The 17,956-nt window shown below is 41.3% G+C and carries 15 protein-coding genes; 6 read left to right on the forward strand and 9 right to left on the reverse strand.

The features are described 5' to 3' along the window. The first annotated feature begins 44 nt into the window (after nucleotides 1-44). From ACFOSV_RS09520 to ACFOSV_RS09530, 3 genes are read left to right on the forward strand one after another with little or no spacing between them, the layout of a single operon-like run. Nucleotides 45-476, forward strand: a complete 432-nt coding sequence (locus ACFOSV_RS09520) for a sugar 3,4-ketoisomerase (protein ID WP_377905774.1) — start codon at nucleotides 45-47, stop codon at nucleotides 474-476. Next, a complete protein-coding gene (locus tag ACFOSV_RS09525) occupies nucleotides 473-1,384 on the forward strand; it encodes a GNAT family N-acetyltransferase (RefSeq protein ID WP_377905775.1) in 912 nt (303 codons plus the stop codon). Before ACFOSV_RS09520 ends, ACFOSV_RS09525 begins: the two co-directional genes overlap by 4 nt. A 2-nt stretch (nucleotides 1,385-1,386) precedes the next feature. Next, nucleotides 1,387-2,343, forward strand: a complete 957-nt coding sequence (locus tag ACFOSV_RS09530; protein ID WP_377905776.1) for a glycosyltransferase family 2 protein — start codon at nucleotides 1,387-1,389, stop codon at nucleotides 2,341-2,343. Here the strand turns inward: ACFOSV_RS09530 and ACFOSV_RS09535 are convergent. From ACFOSV_RS09535 to ACFOSV_RS09555, 5 genes are read right to left on the reverse strand one after another with little or no spacing between them, the layout of a single operon-like run. Next, the gene (locus ACFOSV_RS09535) at nucleotides 2,340-3,611 is read right to left on the reverse strand and encodes a M16 family metallopeptidase (protein ID WP_377905777.1); all 1,272 of its coding nucleotides are present in this window, start codon (nucleotides 3,609-3,611) and stop codon (nucleotides 2,340-2,342) included. The two genes, ACFOSV_RS09530 and ACFOSV_RS09535, sit on opposite strands and share 4 nt — an antisense overlap. Before the next feature lies 1 nt (nucleotide 3,612). Next, nucleotides 3,613-4,824 carry a type IX secretion system outer membrane channel protein PorV gene (gene porV / locus ACFOSV_RS09540; RefSeq protein WP_377905778.1) on the reverse strand — a complete coding sequence of 404 codons (1,212 nt, stop codon included), beginning with the start codon at nucleotides 4,822-4,824 and terminating at the stop codon, nucleotides 3,613-3,615. Then, on the reverse strand, nucleotides 4,821-8,060 hold the full coding sequence (gene porU, locus ACFOSV_RS09545; protein WP_377905779.1) for a type IX secretion system sortase PorU: 3,240 nt from the start codon (nucleotides 8,058-8,060) through the stop codon (nucleotides 4,821-4,823). Before porU ends, porV begins: the two co-directional genes overlap by 4 nt. Nucleotides 8,061-8,062: 2 nt before the next feature. Continuing rightward, entirely contained in the window at nucleotides 8,063-8,755 is a 693-nt protein-coding gene (gene pssA, locus ACFOSV_RS09550) for a CDP-diacylglycerol--serine O-phosphatidyltransferase (protein ID WP_377905780.1), read from the reverse strand. Further along, on the reverse strand, nucleotides 8,752-9,405 hold the full coding sequence (locus tag ACFOSV_RS09555) for an MBL fold metallo-hydrolase (protein WP_377905781.1): 654 nt from the start codon (nucleotides 9,403-9,405) through the stop codon (nucleotides 8,752-8,754). The genes pssA and ACFOSV_RS09555 overlap by 4 nt, the downstream gene beginning before the upstream one ends. 55 nt (nucleotides 9,406-9,460) lie before the next feature. Between ACFOSV_RS09555 and ACFOSV_RS09560 the strand changes: the two genes are divergently transcribed. From ACFOSV_RS09560 to ACFOSV_RS09570, 3 genes are read left to right on the forward strand one after another with little or no spacing between them, the layout of a single operon-like run. After that, nucleotides 9,461-10,507, forward strand: a complete 1,047-nt coding sequence (locus ACFOSV_RS09560) for an NAD(P)/FAD-dependent oxidoreductase (protein ID WP_377905782.1) — start codon at nucleotides 9,461-9,463, stop codon at nucleotides 10,505-10,507. A 19-nt stretch (nucleotides 10,508-10,526) separates the two neighbouring features. Then, the gene (locus ACFOSV_RS09565) at nucleotides 10,527-13,832 is read left to right on the forward strand and encodes a biopolymer transporter Tol (RefSeq protein WP_377905783.1); all 3,306 of its coding nucleotides are present in this window, start codon (nucleotides 10,527-10,529) and stop codon (nucleotides 13,830-13,832) included. 15 nt (nucleotides 13,833-13,847) lie between these two features. After that, nucleotides 13,848-14,729 (forward strand): YicC/YloC family endoribonuclease, encoded by an 882-nt coding sequence (locus ACFOSV_RS09570; RefSeq protein ID WP_377905784.1) that lies wholly within the window; start codon nucleotides 13,848-13,850, stop codon nucleotides 14,727-14,729. Here the strand turns inward: ACFOSV_RS09570 and ACFOSV_RS09575 are convergent. The 4 genes from ACFOSV_RS09575 to gcvH all read right to left on the reverse strand — a co-directional run bounded on the left by ACFOSV_RS09575 (nucleotide 14,726) and on the right by gcvH (nucleotide 17,930). Further along, nucleotides 14,726-16,294, reverse strand: coding sequence for an N-acyl-D-amino-acid deacylase family protein (locus ACFOSV_RS09575; RefSeq protein WP_377905785.1), 1,569 nt, complete (start codon nucleotides 16,292-16,294; stop codon nucleotides 14,726-14,728). The two genes, ACFOSV_RS09570 and ACFOSV_RS09575, sit on opposite strands and share 4 nt — an antisense overlap. A gap of 140 nt (nucleotides 16,295-16,434) precedes the next feature. Beyond that, nucleotides 16,435-17,109 carry an energy transducer TonB gene (locus tag ACFOSV_RS09580; RefSeq protein ID WP_377905786.1) on the reverse strand — a complete coding sequence of 225 codons (675 nt, stop codon included), beginning with the start codon at nucleotides 17,107-17,109 and terminating at the stop codon, nucleotides 16,435-16,437. Nucleotides 17,110-17,185: 76 nt separating this feature from the next. After that, nucleotides 17,186-17,563, reverse strand: a complete 378-nt coding sequence (locus ACFOSV_RS09585; RefSeq protein ID WP_377905787.1) for a VanZ family protein — start codon at nucleotides 17,561-17,563, stop codon at nucleotides 17,186-17,188. Beyond that, nucleotides 17,553-17,930, reverse strand: a complete 378-nt coding sequence (gcvH, locus tag ACFOSV_RS09590; protein ID WP_377905788.1) for a glycine cleavage system protein GcvH — start codon at nucleotides 17,928-17,930, stop codon at nucleotides 17,553-17,555. Before gcvH ends, ACFOSV_RS09585 begins: the two co-directional genes overlap by 11 nt. Between the last annotated feature and the right edge of the window lie 26 nt (nucleotides 17,931-17,956).

Consider the following 17,956-nt stretch of genomic DNA (forward strand, 5'->3'; position numbering starts at 1 on the left):
TTTCTCTAACTTTAAAGAAGTATGAATTGTCTTAATTTTAACTCATGCTCACTGACGAACAACATGCATCGATAAAGTTGGGAATTCCTTTTCTTTTTAAACTGAAGGGCGTAAATCAATCGACTGGCAATTTGAGCTATTGGGAAAACAATGAGATTTTCCCTGATGGGATTCAGCGTTGCTTTTGGGTGTATGATGTAGAACCTAGAGAAAGTCGTGGTAATCATGCTCATTTTTCTGAAAGTCAGGTTATTGTCGCTATGAACGGGCAAATTCACGTGAAAGTAGAGAATGTACTTGGAGAAGAGTTTTTCTTTGAGTTAGATCATCCTTCCGTAGGTCTATTTTTACCGCCCAAAAATTGGATAACCACTCGCTTTGAGCCTGGGTCCGTATTGTTGGGGATGTGCAATGAGACTTTCAAGGAGTCGGATTATATCCGAGACTTTGAATTGTTTAAAAGCTTATCCAAATGAATCAGGACGGATACAGACTGCTGATAACAAAAAAGCCGGAATTTAAACCCGAGTATTTATTCGACACCCACTCAACCGAATTTTCTGACGAATATTTGATTTATCAATGGGTGAAAAAGCAAAAAATTCGTGCTTCAGTTGTTTTTAGATTAGACGATTCGCAAGTAGCAATCTCTTTGCCTCGAGCTCCTTTTGGGGGAATCAAAACCCAAGGAAGATTACATTCCGAAGGAGTGGATCAGTTTATTTCGGAAGTTGTTTTAGACTTAAGAAATAGAGGCGCCAGTAAAATCGTGATCACTCAGCGCCCAAAGCCCTACGAGGATTTTGCTGAACTGATTCAATATCTGCTATATAAACATGGATTTCGAGTAGATAGAATTCTAAATCATCAGTTTTTTATCGGTAAAAAGAAAATCAAGCACTGGATAAAAGAGGAGGGAGGACGATTTGAAAAAAAGCGGAAGGAGCAGGGGATAGAAGTGGACAAAGGACCAATCCGTAATTTTCAATTTGTGAGTAAAATCAGCGAATGGAATAGCTTACGGGGCTATGCAGACAATCTAGACCAGAATTCTATCGTGCAGCAAGTTTCTTTATTTCCGGATCGATATTTTGAACTTTCCCTTAGAAAGGATGGAGCGATCATCGCAGCGGCACTCCTTGTGGGTCTGACCCTAGATTCACTTTATTATTACAAGTCAGGGATCGACCCTAAAACGGATTTCAAACAACTTGGGGATATTTTATTACATCAACTTTTTTTAATGGCTGCTGATTTAAAGGTGAATTTTATAGATTTGGGTTCTTCTGATTTGGATACAGGAGCAAACCATCAACTAATTTTCTTTAAATCCCGGTTTACCAACGATCAATACAATAAGATCAGTTGGAGTTTGAATTGCTAATTATGAGAGTTTCAGACCGTGTTACGGTGATTTGCATTGCATACAATCATGCTGAATGGATTGAGGAGACTCTGGAAAGTGTTCGCCTACAGGATCACTATTCCAAAGAATTGATCGTAGTAAATAATGGCAGTACGGATGAAACGCGGGAAAAAATTGAAAATTGGGTAAGAAAGCTTCCAGGAAGTCTCCCCGTGAAAGTGATTCATCACAAAGAAGAACTTCCTTATTGTAAAGTTTTTAATCAAGTGTTGGCGGAGGTGGATAGCCCCTATGTGGTAGATCTTTCGGGTGATGATGTGATGTACCCAGAGCATCTTTCTCAATCTATAAAAAGACTCAAGCGGGTCAATTACGCTGCTTTTGTTTTTTCTGACGCTTACATCTTGAATGAAGAAGGAGAGGTTTCCACCTATTATAAACGGAATACTGCCGGGGAATTGGTCGATAATATGGAGGAGCTAGGTGATATTTACACCACTCTGGTAAGGCAAAATTTCATTTGTTCACCCACCATTGTTTTTCAAACAGAAATTTTGAAGAAGGAGGGAGGGTATGACGGTTCGCTCAGCTATGAGGATTTTGACATCCAAATTCGTCTCGCTCGAAAGTATCCTTTAGCATTTTCCAATCACCTTGGAATTCTCAAGCGTAAGCATCCAAAATCTCTATCATCAGGTCAGTATCAACGTTACCAGTCCATTATGCTCCCAAGCACCGTTGAGGTTTGTCGTAAGATTAAAGAAATGAATACTCATGAATCAGAAGACGAAGCCTTAGGAATTCGAATCATGCATGAGCTGAAACATGCGCTTTGGAGTGCAAACTTTGACCCAGCAAAAAGCCTCGTAGAACTAGGCGAGCAAATTGGTCTTTCTGGCTTTAAGTATTGGCTATATAAGTTTTGGCTACGAAAACGCTGGGATATGTCTTGGCTTTATATCAAGATTAAAAATTAACCCACTGTAATCTGAATTTCAGGTTCTTGGCTGAAGTATTTGGCACCTACTTCCAGCATGTCTTCGGCTGTGAACACTTTTAAATAGGCCAGTTTATCCCTGTAAAACCGCATACTCAGATTATTTCTATGGACGGACTTAAATCGTTCCATCAAATCGAAGGAGTTGCTGAATTGGGAAATCATATTTCCAATGGAGTAGTTTCTGACAGTCTCAAGCTCATCTGAGTCAATCTTCTCATGGACCAACCGATCAATTTCCTGCTTGACTTCGAAGATCACTTCTTCCTTAAAGTTTCGCTGTACTTCCGCTCCAATCATCCAGTAATCGTACTGGTCAATAACTTGTAAACTGGAGTAAATTCCATACGTATGTCCTTTGTCCTCACGAATATTCTTGATCAATCTTGATCCAAAATATCCCCCTAAAAATGTATTAAAAACACTCAGAGCAAAAAAGTCAGGGTGAGTCATTGGGAGAGAGGGACCACCCATTCTCAAGCTACTTTGCATCGCTCCCTCCTTCGTTATGTTTAGGCGTTGATTTTCGGGGTTCAGTCCCCATTCTTTTAAAGGCTGTGATTTCCTATTGGGGAGAGCTTCTAAGCTTATGATCAAGTCTTCCAGTTCTTGGGAAGTTAGATCTGCAGAAAGAAATATTTCCAACTCGCTCCAAAGGCTGTTGGTATAGTATTCACGTAGCTTGGATGTGGTGAGACCGTCTACGTTGTCTTCAAGCGCTTCGAATGCAAAGGGATGCTGACTCCCAAATAGTGCTTCCCGAAATAGCTGATTTGCTTTACTCGATGTTTTTTCTCGTTCGATTTTTAGCTGAAGCTTTTTTTGGCTTTTCTTTTTCTCCAAGAAATCCTCTGGAAAAGTGGCTTCTTCGAAAAGTGATAAAAATAATGGATAAACGTTCCAAAACTGTTTTTTAGTACTGAGTAGCCTCAATCCTTCATGGCTGAAAGATGTCAAAGGGGTCACTTCTGACGCATTGAAATCCAAAATATCAGAGATCTCTTCAGAGCTGTGCTTTCCAGTCCCATCCAAAAGCATTTGTAGACAGAATCTTGGCACCATCTGGTCTATTAAGTCCAAATTCAAACGTCCTGACGCACCGACTACATCCAGCTTTACAGCCCTGATGTTTGGGGTTTTGAAAAAATAAAGGGTAGCTCCATTTTTCAGGAAGTATTTTTCAGGATCAGTCACCACAAAGTCCTCGGGGACTTTGAATGCCGGTGCTTTCGACCGATCTAATTCCATTTTAATTGGGGATAGTGTAAAGTAGAGTGAATCGAAGTGTTTCCGCCAAAGGATGATTTTGAGTCTGTGGCACTAAATAGGAGAAATCAAACCCTACTCGCTTTAGGTCAAATCCAAGACCCATAGTGAAGTACCTACGGCCACCTTTGTTCGGGTTCTCATAAAAATACCCCGTTCTCAACGCAAATTTCTCATTATACATGTATTCCACTCCAAAGGAAATCATCACTTCTTGAAGCTCCTCTGAGAATCCATTTGGCGCATCTGCAAAAGAGCCAAACATCCCAGAGATCAAAGGTCTATTCGGGTCCTTGCCTGCTGCAATGATTAGATTTCCGTCCTCATCGGTAGCCAAAGTTCCATCCTCATTTGTTTGGTAAATAGGTGGAGTTGGTACGAGGAGTTTATTGAAATCAAGAGAAAAAGTCAGCGTATTAAACTGGTCAAGATTTAAAGAATAAGAAGTTCCGAGTCTGAAGTTTGTAGGAATGAAATCTAAATCATCCGCGCTGTTGTATGTGATTTTTGGGCCGATATTGGAGATATTCATACCCCAAGACCACATTCCATCTTTATTTCCAGTGTAGATTTTTTTCTGATAGTATAGCCCTACATCAGCCCCCACACTTACGCCAGGTCTACTTTCGCTTCCGCCCACTGAGGAAATATTTCCAGAGAGATTAGAATGAATAAATCGTGCTGAAATTCCTAAACCAAAGTTTTGTGATAGTTTTCGTGAGTATGTACCCCCAATGGCAATGTCTCTTGGATTGAATTCACCCAATTCATTTCCTAGCCCATCCGTCAGTTGAATATCCCCCATATTGAAATAGCGGAGGTCAAAACCTACTGCGGAAACTTCGTCAATTTTAAAATAACCTGTCAAATAGCTCAGTGACATGTCATTCACCAATTTGCCAAGCCATGGAGAATAGGAAAGGCTAAAGCCCATGCCATCCTCTACGAAAGCCAACTTTCCTGAATTCCAGTGGGCACTATTCGCATCAGGAGTGGTGGCCACACCCACATCTCCCATGCCCGAATGACGGCTGTCAGGAGCGAAATTCAAGAAGGGTACGGCAGTGGTAATCACTCTCCGGTCAGGATCTTGACCAGAAATGATCGTGCTATTTTGAGCAAAAGAGGAAAAAGCCCCTAGTGACATGAGTGTCAAGAGAATCGTATTTCCTAAAAATGATGCCTTAAAATTCATTCAACGATGATTTTTCCGCTAACCGAAGCTTGGGTGTTGTCCACTTCTGAGAATAGCGATAATTTGTAAATATAAGTCCCTTTTGCTGGATATTTCGTTTGGTTCTGCAAAAATATCCATTTGATTCCCTCGATGGTTGAACTCACGCCCACTAAACGTTGAGATTCGCTAAATAGTATATTCCCACCTGTACTATAAACTGAAAGTATGAGCACTAAGTTTTCATCAGGTCTGTTGTGGGTAATCTTGAAATTCGACTCACTAGCGGCTGGGTTCGGGAAAACATGATGCGAAAGGATTTGAATATGCTCACTCCCACTTACAATCACAGTTTGCTCAAGACTCGAAGAGTTTCCAAGATTATCCCAAGCTCGAATCAAGATTTTGTTTTCGCCTTCTTTCAATCCTTTTACCGTGGTGGTTAAGGTGCCCTTTTTAAAATTTTCAGCATCTGCCAGGTAAAGGCCACTGATGATTTGTGGCAGTCCTCCATTTATAATAATCTGCAATTCTTGTCCGGGTATAATTCCTGAAATATTGATTCCGCTTTCATCTTCCAAGTCTAAATCAAGGATGATTTGAGAGGAATTAAATGAATTAGTGGGTTTGGAAATTCCGTTAAAGAGAGCTCGAATAACTGGGCCTTCGGTATCCAAAGGTGCCGTATCTGATCCGCCGACGATAGGAACCTTCCCTCCGAATGCTTCATCGATCCCATTCGCATCACTTCCAAAAATGCGAAGGGCACCATCTCCATATTCATAGTTGATATTGGATGAGATTACAAAATTGGCTCGTAGCATGCCTGATTTGATTTTTCCTTTTCCACGGAAAAGAAGAGCCTTTTCTTCCTGAAATTCAAATGTGGAACTTTCGTCTCCCAAGGTTTTTGAAAAGACTGGCTTATCTCTTAAGTCAATTAAAAAATCTCCATCAAAGCCATTTTGTACAGCGCCCGACAAAGGATCAATTACCTGTGCTAGAAGTTCAATTTCTTGAAATGCAGAAAGCGTGTCGGTCTCTAAACCAGTGCGAACATTTTTTAAAGAAGTAATTTCTATCCCTAAATCAGGGTCGGCAAGCTTCATGCTTGGATCGCCTAAAAGTGAAAAATTGCGATTCAATGCTCCATTTAGACTTTTGTTTTTTGTATTTCGAAAAATGGTCCCCAAATCTTGACTCTCTCCATTGGGTCGAGCAAAGACTTCTTCGATAAAGGCCTCGTTTAGCCTGAAATTCACACTACTGAAAACAGGTCGTCCCGTGGTGAGCAGTCCGATTGCTCCTTTTTCTGGAGCTATCAATAATTCCTCCGCAGCAGATCGTATAAAAGGGCTATCATGTCGTCCAAATTCACAGGTGGCTGTGACCCAAAGCGCCAAATTTTCCTGGGGACCCCAATCTCGTAAATCTTCTAACTGAAAAACTTCTTCTGCTGTTAGGGTAGTTTCATTCCCATGACCGATATAATTCAGCAGCAAGGTTCCGCGGTCTAGCGTCTCTTTTAACGCTTCTTCAGCTTGAGGAGAGTTTTGTCCTGAACCCTGACTTATCTGTTCGAATCGGTCTAGATAAAGTTTGTCTTGGAAATAACTGCGGTGATTTTGATACAGGTATTCGCTATGAGCCTCTGCATCTCTCATGTGGATATTATTATCAGCGTCATCAGCAAAAAACGAGAGGGTTCGCTTCCAATCCCCAGGTGAAGGATTGGATTCATATTGGATTATTTTGTCCACTGCGGCATTGGCTTCAGCCAAGGTGATCACAGGAAGCCTGCCAACTCCAAGTTGCATGAGTTCATCGCCTTCTCTTGACTCGAGCCATTCGCCCTGACCAAAATCTACGAGCCCATAAAAATCGTCTGAGCTAAAAGTTGCCAAGGGATTTAGACTTTCTCTGCTTGTGTAAATGGGGACAAGACTAGGTCTTCCGCCAAGAAGAGACTTCCCATCAAAAGTTCCCTTGCCCAAAATCAGTACATTCTTTAGGCTTTGACCATTTTGAAAGCGTGATGCGATGAAATTCCGAATCCCAACCACATCTCTATTTCCGTAAGAAAAGGAGTCGAATACCTCTTCAACGTCAACGGTCTCTACCTGAATTCCCATTTGACTTTTGTGAGCAGCGAGACGGTTTGCGGCAGGAAGAAGTGATGGATGACTGATAATCAAAAGCTCAGGAGATGCAATGTTATGCATCAAATCCATCTGCACTTCATCACCCAAGGTCAAGGCTTGGACGGATTGAAATTCAAAAACAGCAAGTTTTACAGATGGAATAATGGCCTGATTTTCGAAGTATATTTGTTTGGGATTGAAAAAATCAGTGACATCCCAAACTTCTTTTTGATTGGGGTTTTGCACGAAAACCTGATCTTCCGATTCGGTGTACCAAATACCGTTTTCTAAATTCTCACTTGAGGAAGGTATACCCAAAGTCAAATATTCCATGTAGCCTGAAGAGTTAGGCGCATTGGCAGTGTAGCTCACGCTAACCTCACTAACGCTTTGATCATTAGGGGTAAAAAGTTGATTTAGTGTTTGCGTTCTTCCTTTGATCCCATAAATAGCATCTGGGATTGGGCTGAAAGTAAGGTCTGAGATTCCCTCTGAATCCACCGCAACACTCATTTCCGAGCTGGATAGGGACTGAGCCATAAAGCTCCCTTTGAGCAGCCAAGGGAGGTTATTGCTGCTAGTTTCTTGGAAAGTAAAGACTTGACTCGCTCCAGAGGAAAGTGCCGGGCCGTACCAAGTGCGGCCTGAATTGAGTAGATTTGTTTGCTGATCTCGAATGCTTTTCCATCGATAAAGAGTAGATCCTTGTCCAGTCTGATCTTCTAATTCTAGATGAGCTACTCTTTTTGGATTTTCGGCTATTCCGATTAAATATGTTAAGGTATCTGTCCATTGATGGGCTTCTTGACTCCAGCCTGAGTCTCTCTTTTCCCATCGATTGGGTCCACTGAGGAAGACTAAAATACCATCCTCCGTTTCTAAAATCGGGATTTGGTGAAGTCGAAGATCCTCTGGAGAAAGTTTTTGTGGAAGGCTTCCTGGATATCCAAAAACGGCTATTTGGGAAAGATCAGAGCTAATTTGGGAGAGTTCATCTCGTTCGATTTTGTAGATACCTTCTTCTACAACTTGGATTTTTCTGAAGCTATTTTGAGCATTCAAATCCAGGGCTGTAAAGCCTAGCAAGACCAAACAAAACCAACATCTCCAATTCAAAATCATTTATTTTCTAATCGATTCTCAATAATCGAAAGCAGGATGTAAGCAAGGATTACAAATGGAATTCCAGCCAAACCTAGAAAGACGGCCATCCCTATTCCGAGTGCTATCAATAGATACCTATATACATTGTCTCGGAGGGAAAAGTTTTTGAATTTCAGGGCGATGAGTGGGATTTCTGCAATCAACAGGTAGGACAGGACTACTGCGAGGATTGCTAAGAAGAGAGGAGAGGTGAGCCATGTACCAAGTCTAACCCATTCAGTGGCTAGGAAAGGGAGAGTGGTGATCAAAAGTGCATTTGCCGGTGTAGGAAGCCCGATAAATCGGTCCGTCTGACGGGTATCTAAATTAAACTTTGCTAATCGATATGCCGAAAATGCAGGAACAGCAAGCGTAATGTAAGTAATCCAAGAAGGCTCTGCTGCACTTTCGGACATGGCGTAAAGCACAATTCCTGGTAAAAGTCCGAAGGAAATCACATCTGCTAAGGAATCTAATTGCTTCCCCAATTCTCCTTGAACCTTCAGGATTCTTGCTACAAATCCATCGAGAAAATCCAAGGCTGCACTGATTAGGACAAAATAAGCCCCCCAGTATATTTGTCCGTCGAGGACGTAGATAATTCCTATTGCTCCTGAAAGTAGATTCAAAAGCGTCAGGGAGTTTGGTATGTGGGCCTTGATATTCAATAGCGAGCATTTAACCCGACGAAGGGATTGTTCATGATTTCATAGCCAATGGTTGTCTCAGGTCCATGTCCCGGATACATCACTGCGTCGTGCGGCAATTTGAACAAAACTTCTTTGATTTTTTGCAAAAGTAAATTATGATTTCCTCCTGGCAGATCGGTTCTACCGATACTACCTCGGAACAAGGTGTCTCCGCAGATTCCTTGCTTGCTTGGTTCGTGAAAGAAAACCACATGCCCCGGCGCGTGCCCTGGGACAAATAGGACTTTTAAGGTTTCCTTACCCACTTTGATTTTGTCTCCTTCCTGAAGAAATTGATCTGCCTCAGTTGAACGATAGCCAACAAAACCATAATTAGGAGCATAGACTTCCACTGATTTTAAAACCGATTTTTCATTCGGATGAATCCAGAGGTCCAATCCATATTTATTCTTTGCCCAGGCATTACCTAAAACATGATCCACGTGGCAGTGTGTGTTGAGTAAGTGTGTCAGTTTTATGCCTTCACTTTCAATAAAATCAGCGAGTTCTTGTTGTTCAAACTGGTCGGAGCATCCCGGATCAATCAATACTCCTTTACCCGATTCATCGTAAACCACGTAAGTGTTTTCCTGAAAAGGGTTGAAGGTGAAAGACTTAATTTTTAGCATATGAATTCTGTAATCGAAGCGGACAAAATAAGGAATATTAGACTTAATTTGGGTGATGAAATTTGATTTTTTACTTATTGGACATGGCCTCGCAGGAAGTATTCTTGGCTATCGTTTACTTCAGGAAGGGCAAAGCATACGGATTATTGATTCCTCCGTGGATAATACATCCAGCAGGGTGGCTGCAGGACTTTATAACCCAATCACAGGAAGAAAAATGGTGAAAACCTGGATGGCAGATCAATTATTTCCAGAGATCAAACCACTCTACCAAGAACTTGAAAAGGTCACGAGAAAGACTTTTTTGGAAGAAATACCCATCTATCGCCCTTTTTTGACAGTAGAGGAACAAAATGAGTGGATGGGCAAAAGTGCCGAGGCTACCTTTGTGGATTATGTGAGTCAGGTATTTCAAAAATCAAAAAACCCAGCGATCAAAGATCCATTTGGTGGGGTGATGTTGAGGAATTCTGGCTGGCTCGCCACAGCGAAATTTCTGGAAGCTATGACCGAATTCTATGGTGATATTCTCCGAGAAGAAAAATTCGATGAGACTGACTTAATTCCAGAAAAAGAAGGGTGGACCTACAGAAATGACCTATTTAAGAACGTTATTTTTTGTAACGGACTTGGTGCGCTAGACTCCCGCTTTTTTTCTTGGCTCCCATTTTCCCCTGTGAAAGGAGAGATTTTAGAAGTTTCGCAATCCTTCGAGCCATCATTTATTGTCAATAGAGGAGTGTTTCGGGTAGGCCTCGGGAATAGGCTTCACCGTGTAGGATCCACTTACACCAAACACGATCTGGATCAAGGGCCAACTGAATCTGCTAAAAATGAACTTATCGAGCGCTTGGATGATTTGATCAACGAACCAATTATCCAGATTCAAAGCCATAAATTTGGGATACGCCCAGCGACTCGTGACAGAAAACCTTTTTTGGGTAAACATCCTAGCCATCAAAGCGTTTATTGTTTTAATGGTTTCGGAGCCAAAGGAGTTTCTTTGATTCCATATTTTAGTAAGAAAATGACCAATTATATCTTGAAAAGTGAGCCGTTGGAAAAGGAGGTGGACATCGCAAGGTATTTTAATTATATTTAGACAAATCTATCTTTATCGAATGCGCGATCAGTTTTTACGTTTTTGCTTGCTAGCTGGACTCCTCTTCGCTCCTTTTATCACCCAGGCTCAATTTGATCAGGAAAGATTTGGGAAAAATCGAGTACAGCACAAGCAGTTTGAATGGTATTTCTACTCTTCGAATAATTTCGAAGTGTATTACTACGATCGTGGTGGTGCAAATGCCAAAATGGCGATTGATTACCTAGAAAGTGAGTTCGATCGACTCACCCAAATGATTGGCTATGTGGCTTACACGAAGCCCAAGATCTACATCTATAACTCGCCGGAAGAATTGCTTCAGTCCAATCTGAATTTGAATAAGGATTCATTTAGCGAAGACGGTCAGACGACGTTTAATCGATTAATCGCAGAAATTTCCTACAAAGGGCGCGTAGACCTTTTCAAAGAGGATTTGATTTATGCGACTTCAAAAGTGATTATCGAGGAGATGCTTTATGGATCATCGGTATCAGACGCTTTTCAGGCCAATTTGATTAATAGTTTTCCTGAGTGGTATGTGGATGGAGTGGCTCTTTACCTAGCCAAAGGCTGGGGGAGAGAAATGGACGACTATGCGAGGCATTATTTTGCCGAAACAGAAAATCCAAAGTTGCTCAAATTGAAGCAGCGGGAAGCTGCACTCATTGGGCAATCGGTATGGAATTACATTGCTGAGCGCTATGGCCGCAGGTATATTTCTAGTATTCTTAATTTATCTCGAATTAATAGAAACGAGGAAAATAGTATCGCCAATACCGTCGGTTTGAACTTCGAGACTTTTAAGGAACAATGGCGAGAATACTACACCAACATCAATAAGCAAGTATTTGCAACTTTTAAAGATATTTCCGAGGACAGAGGGATTGTGACTACCTCGCCAAAGGTCATCGGCGCAATTAGTGACATTGAGTTTAGTCCAGATGGCTTGAATCTGGCTTATGTCCTAAATAATGGGGGTAAGTATAAGGTCATTGTCAGAAACCTGTCCAACGGGGATGAGCAGACCATTTATCAGGGAGGGGCGGCTTATGAAGATCAAAATCCCAATTTGATTTCTCCGGTGATCGCTTGGAGAGATTCGGCAAATGTTGCCATTGCATCTTTTAAAAGAGGATTTACCACACTCAGGTTGCGATCAATAGATGGCACTAGTCAGGATAAAATTTTTCTTCGAAATATTACGCAAATTCTCAGCATAGATTTTAATAGTACTGGTCGAAATATGGTGATTTCGGCGATTTCAAATGGCAAGTCTGATGTCTACACCCTAAATACTAGAGGAGCCGGAAAGCGGCTTACGAATGATCGCTTTGACAATGTGACCCCAACTTTCCTGAATGATTCCACGATCATTTATTCCTCGAATTTTGTAGCACTGCCAGACTCCATCACCGATAAAAATCTTAAGCTCTCGGATCTCCCTGATTTTTATAATTTGTATAGAGTAGATGTAGGAGACTCTATTGTGACCACACAGCTAACAAATCTCAACAGCAAAAATTTAAGACCAAAGCGTGTAAACTCAAATTCACTCCTTTTTCTAAGTGACTTGAGCGGGGTGAATAACCTGATGAGGCTGAGTATTGGAAACAATGTCGCCAACCAAATTTCTGCATGGAATAAAAGTGTTGAGGTGTTTGATGTGAGCGGTCGGATGAATAAAATAGCATATGCCGTTCGGGATGGTCGCCAAAGCTTTCTTGTCGTAGAATCGCTTTCCACTGCAGATCAATTCACCCCTAGTACGCCAAGAGTACAGCTCGCCCAAGCCAAAGACCTGAATGAACGAATTGCCGCTAGACGAAGGATAGAAGAGCAGCAAAAGCAAGAGGAGCTAGCTAAAAATCTTCCAGCTGCCAAACCTCTGGAAGAGCTGCCAGAGCTGCCTGCTGTGATTGACACTACTACTAACACTAATACAAGTTCTTCTATCAATGTAGGCCGACTTAGATTTGAAAATAGAAATGGGATTGATACGGATAATTATTCTTTTGATTCGCTCCCAAATCCTGTAGTCAATCGTGAGACATCCTCAGGGTCTTCCAATAAGATCAACCTTCTAGAATCATTTAGAAGGCAGAGTCTTCGCAAACGTGTGGTTGGACCACGTGAAATGGAACCTCAGTTTTTTACCAATAATATAAATACCCGTTTTGTGGTAGATCCTCTCAGAGGTTTTGGGATTATGATGACCGGTAAGATGACTGATCTACTGGATAACCACTCCTTTTATGGTGGTATTATGACTACGTTGGATTTCAGATCGGGAGGGGATATTTTCTTTGAGTATGAATACCTGAAGAGTAGACTTGATTTTAGAGCAAGATTTGATCGTAGGACCATCGAGATAGACGAAGGAGATATCACATTTCAGCGTTATGCCCTGACCAAGATGGAACTTGGAGTGTCTTATCCATTTAACATAAATACAAGGTTTACACTTGCTCCATTTGTTGCCAAAACACAATATTTCAATTTGAATTCTGATTCCTTGATTTTGGGACAAGACCCAGATCAGAATCGCTTTGATGTGAATTATATTGGTGGTAAGGCAGAATTGGTGTATGACCGCACTACTCAACTCGGGCTTTATTCACAAGCTGGCTTCAAAGGAAAAGTTGGATTTACGCATTACCAAGGTTTAAATCATGGGGATCGATCCTTTAGTAATTTCTATGTGGATTTGAGAAATTACCAAAGAATCCATAAAAACATAGTTCTAGCATCAAAACTCTTTGTGGGTTCATTTATGGGGAATAATCCACAGACTTATTTGGTCGGAGGTATGGATAATTGGCTATTCAATGAATTCTATAACCCACCGTCAAATCGACCTGAAGCCTCTCCAGTGAGAAACCCAACGGGTGCGGAAAACTCAAATGTCCTTTTCGCTGATTTTGTAGATCTGAGAGGATATGACTACGATGAAATCCGAGGAAGAAATGTGATCACGTTTACTACTGAATTGCGGATTCCACTCTTTTCTTATCTGACTAGGGGAAATATTACTTCAAATTTTGTTAGAAATTTCCAGCTGGTAGGCTTCTACGATATTGGATCCGCTTGGAATGACGCGGCACCATGGGAGCGTGTAAATGATCAAAATACAGAAGTGATTGATACTGAGGGTTCTCCATTTGAGATTACTTTGAATAATTTCAATAATCCTTGGCTTCAAAGTTATGGAGCCGGTTTAAGAACAGTTCTGCTGAATTACTACGTGAAGTTTGATATGGCTCGACCAATTCGAAATTATGAACGAGAAGATCTGAGATACTATGTAACTTTGGGCTTCAATTTCTAAACTTTTCCCAGATCCATGATCAAATCAATGACAGGGTTCGGTATCGCCGGACATGAGGATGAACATAAGTCCATTCAAGTAGAAGTAAAAACGCTCAATTCGAAATTTCTAGATTTTTCTTTTCGAGCTCCTCGACAGTATTCAGAAAAGGAGACGGAGGTTCGTGCTTTGGTGCAATCTGTTCTTGAAAGGGGTAAAGTGAGTCTGTCTTTGGAGGTGATCAAAAAATCAAGTGATCAGCTTCCTGTTTCAGTGGATGAAAAATTGTTTCAAGACTTTTATAAGCTTTATAAGGGGTTATCAGATTCTGTTGGCTCGGGTGATTCTGAATTATTTAAGCTCGCCTTACAGTCCCCCAATGTGATTACAAACGTGGTGAGGGAAACTGAAGAGACTGAACAGGACTGGATCGAAATTCTTAAAGTGATCAAAGCTGGCCTAAATCAGTGTGATAGCTTCAGAAAAGATGAGGGTAACTCCCTTGAAGAAAAATTGATCGGGAATATTGAGGCAATCCGAGCAGGTTTGACTCAGATCAAACTTGATGAAGGCAGTCGCAAGTCTCGGATTAAGGATAAAATTCGAAATCATTTTTCAGAATGGCTCGATGAGAATCAATTTGATGCCAATCGATTTGAGCAAGAGCTAATCTACTATTTCGAAAAGCTAGATATCACTGAGGAAATTGTCCGACTTGAAACCCACTTGGATTACTTCACCAAATGTCTGAAGGAAGACTCCAATCAAGGGAAAAAATTGGGTTTCATCAGCCAGGAGATTGGCCGAGAGATAAATACCATCGGTTCGAAAGCCAATGATGCGACCATGCAGAAGCAGGTAATCTTAATGAAAGATGAACTCGAGAAAATTAAGGAGCAAACAATGAATGTGCTTTAATCTAGCTTAGATTTTCTGATTAATTTTCCTGGGGTTTTACCCAAAAATTTACCCTGATCTACAACTTTCTCTCCATTTATTATCACAAAATCAATTCCTTCAGGGTATTGATGCGGGTTTTCAAATGTGGACTTGTCAAGAATAGATTTTGGGTCAAAGACTACCAAGTCAGCCATATTGCCAATTTGTATGGTCCCCCTTTCTTGTAGACCAAGCCTTTGGGCGGGAAGACCAGTCATTTTATAAATAGCTTCCTTTAATTCAAGAACCTTCTTTTCTCTTACATAATATCCCAAAACACGGGGGAAGGTTCCGTATGCTCTTGGGTGTGGATGTCCGTCTCCCGGCCTAGAGAGCCTTCCGTCCGAGCCAATCATGGTCATTGGGTGGCGCATGATGTTTTCTACATCTGCTTCATCCATAGCGTGATAAATGGTGCCCGTACCTCCGTTCAATTGAGCTTGAATGACATACTCTGCTCCGATATCGACAGTAGGTTCTTTACCCTCCATTACGATCCAATCATGAAGTGTTTTGCCCTCTAATTCGGGCATCCATTCTACCCTCGAAAATTGAATTCTTCTCAAGTCACTGCCTCCTCGATCATTCAAAATATTCCAAATGATGCCTGATTTGATACTATCGTAGAGTACCTGATTCTTTACTCTTTCAGCAAAATTACCTCCTTCTCGTGCCCAACTTGGAATTAGTACGCTTATTCCGGTGTGACTTGCAGCGTATGGATATTGATCCATCATGACATCAATTCCAAGTGCTCTGGCCGAATCTACCATTGCCAGTGTTTTATTGCTAGCGCCCCACATTTTTACGCCTATGGCTTTATGGTGGGTGAGCACAATAGGGATAGCAGCTTCTTTACCGATTTGAATAGCTTCATCTACTGCCTCCAAAAGCCCGATTCCTTCTTCTCTCAAGTGACTGGTATATATGCCTCCTTCGGCCGAACTGGTCCTGGCTAAAGCAATGATTTCATCCAATTCTGCGAAAGTACCCGGTAAATATTTCAATCCAGTTGAAATACCGAAAGCTCCCGCTGCCATACCTTCCTTTACGAAAGCCATCATTTGAGCTAACTCCTCGTTTGTCGGTGCTCGATCTTCCAGTCCAATTACCTCATTTCGAATAGAATTGTGTCCGATCAAATAGCCCACATTAATTCCAAGGGGAGTTTGATCCAAGGAATCCAAATAGGGGATAAAAGGCCAGGGACTTGATCCATCTGGGCCACCCAAAGCGAAAGTAACTCCTTGCCGTGCATGACTTTCTGCCAATGGCATCTCCAAAAGAGGTTCCAAATGAACATGCATGTCAATAAATCCAGGCGTAACAGCTTGATCCTTGGCATCAATCACTTCTATCCCTTGATCCTCATCAAAATCTCCGATTCCGACTATTTTTCCGTCTGAAATTGCCAGGTCAACTTGGGTAGGATCATTTCCCATACCGTCATAAACCTCTCCATTTAAAATTATTAAATCATACTTATCCGGAGTACATGAAAAAAGTAAAGGGATAAACAGGATGATGAGATAGACTTTTCGCATGATTTAGAAGTTTGGACCATGAAAAATAAGTAATTGTTTCTATTTCTAAAGCCTATGGAGAATTGGCTGATATACAAGCAAAAAGAATTGGACATAAAAAAGGCCCGAATTATCGGGCCTATGTATTTATCTCTTCTGAATTAGCTCAGTTTGAATCGAATTGGAAGTCTCATTCGTGTTCTTACAGGCTTACCTCTTTGCTTACCTGGTTCCCACTTAGGAGCGTTCTTTACTACTTCGACTGCTTCTTCATCACAACCTCCGCCGATACCTCTAAGGACATCAACGTCTTGGATACTACCGTCAGTATTCACAACGAATACCACGATCACAGTTCCTTCAATACCCATTCTTCTCGCCTGAGTTGGGTACTTTAGGTTCTTTCGAAGATATTCATTCCAACCTGCCATTCCCCCTGGAGGGTTAGGCTGAGTTTCCACCACGTCAAAGATCTCATCTGCTTTCTCCACAACCGGAGCTTCTGCAATAACTACTTCTTCGATTACAGTCTCTTCTTGAACGTCAACATCAAAGTTTACTTCGATTTTCTCTTCAATTTCTACTTCATCAGGAATCTCCTGAATGATAGGCTGCTCCACTGGTGGTGGAGGTGGTGGTGGCTGCTCTGTAATTGGAATATCCAATAGCTCCTCAAAGTTATCAGTCACCATTCCAAGGTCCTTTAAAGAACCATCATCAAATGACTTGTACTCAAAGGCAAAAAGAGTAGCTCCCACAGCTACGGCCAATCCCAAATTCAGGAACATTCCTGACTTTTTGGTAAGATCAGCACTTGGAGTCTTTTTTGCTTCCATGATGATTTTGATTAATTATAAATTTCTTCTTTAATCTGAATAACAATTTTAAGTATAATTGATCAGTTATCCAATACTATTTTCTTCTGCGGATGTTTAAAAATGTCAAAAAACCGGCTAGACCTCCGAGTTCGTTGGCTAAAATATCATAAACATCAAATGTGCGAAAGGGAACGAACAATTGTCCCAATTCTAAAACTACCCCCATTAGGATCCCAAAGATGATATAATTCAAACGAATCATTTTGGGGGATAATTCTTTACTAGAAGAATAATTGACTCCAGACCAGATTAGACTTAACAAGCCAAAGCATGCAAAATGAATAGCTTTGTCCTGAAAATCGAAATAATCTACTTCTGGAAACTGATCGCCTGGCGTCAACATGGCCAAGAGTAAGATGACTAACCAAAGTACTCCTAGCAAGAGACGAAGCCAGCGGAATTTATTTCCCAATTAACTCTGTGTATTGATCTGCTGAAAGTAAGCTATCAGCTACACCTTCTGTAAGTTTCACTTTGATCATCCAGCCGCCTTCGTAAGGGGACTCATTGACCAATTCAGGAGTATCTTCTAAGGCTTCGTTGAGTTCTAGAATCTCACCCGTCACAGGCATAAATAGATCCGAAACAGTCTTTACTGCCTCTACAGACCCGAAAATCTCTCCACTGGAAAGGGTCTCGCCCACAGTCTCTACTTCTAGATAGACAATGTCTCCTAGCTCTCCAGCTGCAAATTCTGTAATACCGATTGTTGCGATGTCACCATCGATTCTAACCCACTCGTGGTCTTCTGTGTACTTAAGGTCTTTAGGAAAATTCATTTGTTTGATTTTATAAGCTTTCAAAA

The sequence above is a fragment of the Algoriphagus namhaensis genome (genome assembly GCF_042649705.1).
Taxonomy (GTDB): Bacteria; Bacteroidota; Bacteroidia; order Cytophagales; family Cyclobacteriaceae; genus Algoriphagus; species Algoriphagus namhaensis.

Excerpts from the sequence above, each read along its gene's own strand:
- ACFOSV_RS09535 (WP_377905777.1), bottom strand. The coding sequence starts at position 3,611 with ATGGAATTAGATCGGTCGAAAGCACCGGCATTCAAAGTCCCCGAGGAC.
- ACFOSV_RS09530 (WP_377905776.1), top strand. The coding sequence starts at position 1,387 with ATGAGAGTTTCAGACCGTGTTACGGTGATTTGCATTGCATACAATCAT.
- ACFOSV_RS09555 (WP_377905781.1), bottom strand. The coding sequence starts at position 9,405 with ATGCTAAAAATTAAGTCTTTCACCTTCAACCCTTTTCAGGAAAACACT.
- ACFOSV_RS09570 (WP_377905784.1), top strand. The coding sequence starts at position 13,848 with ATGATCAAATCAATGACAGGGTTCGGTATCGCCGGACATGAGGATGAA.
- ACFOSV_RS09525 (WP_377905775.1), top strand. The coding sequence starts at position 473 with ATGAATCAGGACGGATACAGACTGCTGATAACAAAAAAGCCGGAATTT.
- ACFOSV_RS09580 (WP_377905786.1), bottom strand. The coding sequence starts at position 17,109 with ATGGAAGCAAAAAAGACTCCAAGTGCTGATCTTACCAAAAAGTCAGGA.
- gcvH (WP_377905788.1), bottom strand. The coding sequence starts at position 17,930 with ATGAATTTTCCTAAAGACCTTAAGTACACAGAAGACCACGAGTGGGTT.
- ACFOSV_RS09565 (WP_377905783.1), top strand. The coding sequence starts at position 10,527 with ATGCGCGATCAGTTTTTACGTTTTTGCTTGCTAGCTGGACTCCTCTTC.
- porV (WP_377905778.1), bottom strand. The coding sequence starts at position 4,824 with ATGAATTTTAAGGCATCATTTTTAGGAAATACGATTCTCTTGACACTC.
- ACFOSV_RS09560 (WP_377905782.1), top strand. The coding sequence starts at position 9,461 with ATGAAATTTGATTTTTTACTTATTGGACATGGCCTCGCAGGAAGTATT.
- ACFOSV_RS09575 (WP_377905785.1), bottom strand. The coding sequence starts at position 16,294 with ATGCGAAAAGTCTATCTCATCATCCTGTTTATCCCTTTACTTTTTTCA.
- ACFOSV_RS09520 (WP_377905774.1), top strand. The coding sequence starts at position 45 with ATGCTCACTGACGAACAACATGCATCGATAAAGTTGGGAATTCCTTTT.